2 protein-coding genes are annotated in these 994 nt (G+C 76.5%); both read left to right on the top strand.

Annotation, left to right across the window (positions count from 1 at the left end):
• A partial coding sequence (locus tag HO151_RS02675; RefSeq protein WP_173894516.1) for an anhydro-N-acetylmuramic acid kinase occupies positions 1–734 on the top strand: 734 nt, incomplete at its 5' end.
• 54 nt (positions 735–788) lie between these two features.
• Positions 789–994 (top strand): DUF2510 domain-containing protein (locus HO151_RS02670; protein ID WP_173894515.1); only part of this gene is annotated, 206 nt, incomplete at its 3' end.

The raw sequence follows: 994 nt of genomic DNA, 5'->3' as shown, positions 1-994 counted from the left end.
CCGCGGGCGGCCAGGGCGCGCCGCTGGTGAGCCTGGTCGACCTCCTGTGGCTGCGCGGGAGGCCGGGCACCCCGGTCGCGCTGAACCTCGGCGGCATCGCCAACCTCACCGCGCCCGACGGCACCGCCTTCGACACCGGGCCCGCGGGCGCCCTCGTCGACGCGGCCGTACGCCGCTGCACCGGCCGCGACTTCGACGAGGACGGTGCGCTGGCCGCCCGCGGCACCGTGCACGAACCGCTGCTGCGGCACCTGCTCGACGAGCCGTACTACGCGCGGCCCGCGCCCAGGACGACCGGCAAGGAGCTGTTCCACGAGGGCTACCTGCGCGCGGCGCTGGCGGACTTCCCCGCGCTGCCCGCCGAGGACGTGATCGCGACGCTCACCCTGCTCACCGCGCGGACGGTGGCGGACGCCGTCCGTCCGCTGCGCGCCACCGAGGTGATCGCCTCGGGCGGCGGGACGCGCAACCCCGTCCTGATGGCGATGCTGGACGCCGAGCTGCCGGGGGTCGCGCTGCGCCTCTCCGACGACCTCGGCCTGCCCGCGGCGGCCAAGGAGGCGTACGCCTTCGCCGTCCTCGGGTTCCTGACCCTGCACGGGCTCGCGGGCACCGACCCGAGGAGCACCGGCGCCCGGCACGCCAGTGTGCTGGGCTCGCTCACACCGGGGCGGAGCGGTTTCCCGCCGCTGCCCCGGGGGGCGGAACAGCCGGTGCGCCTGGTGCTGGAGTGACCCGAACCGGGATCCTCTCATCCGGCTTTCACCCGCGCCTCATACGGTGGACCCATGACGCAGGCGACTCCTCCCGGCTGGTACCCCGATCCCGGGCAGAAAAGTGACGGTCCCGCCACACAGCGCTGGTGGGACGGCAGGACATGGACGGACCGGACGCGCCCCGCGGAGTCGGCCGTCGCATGGGGTCCCCCGGCCCATCCGCCGGGCGCCCCGTACCCGGGCGCGTACCCGGGTGCGAGCCCGGGCGGGCCCCGGCG

Source organism: Streptomyces sp. 8P21H-1, assembly GCF_013302945.1.
This window is presented reverse-complemented; position numbering and strand designations above follow the sequence as displayed.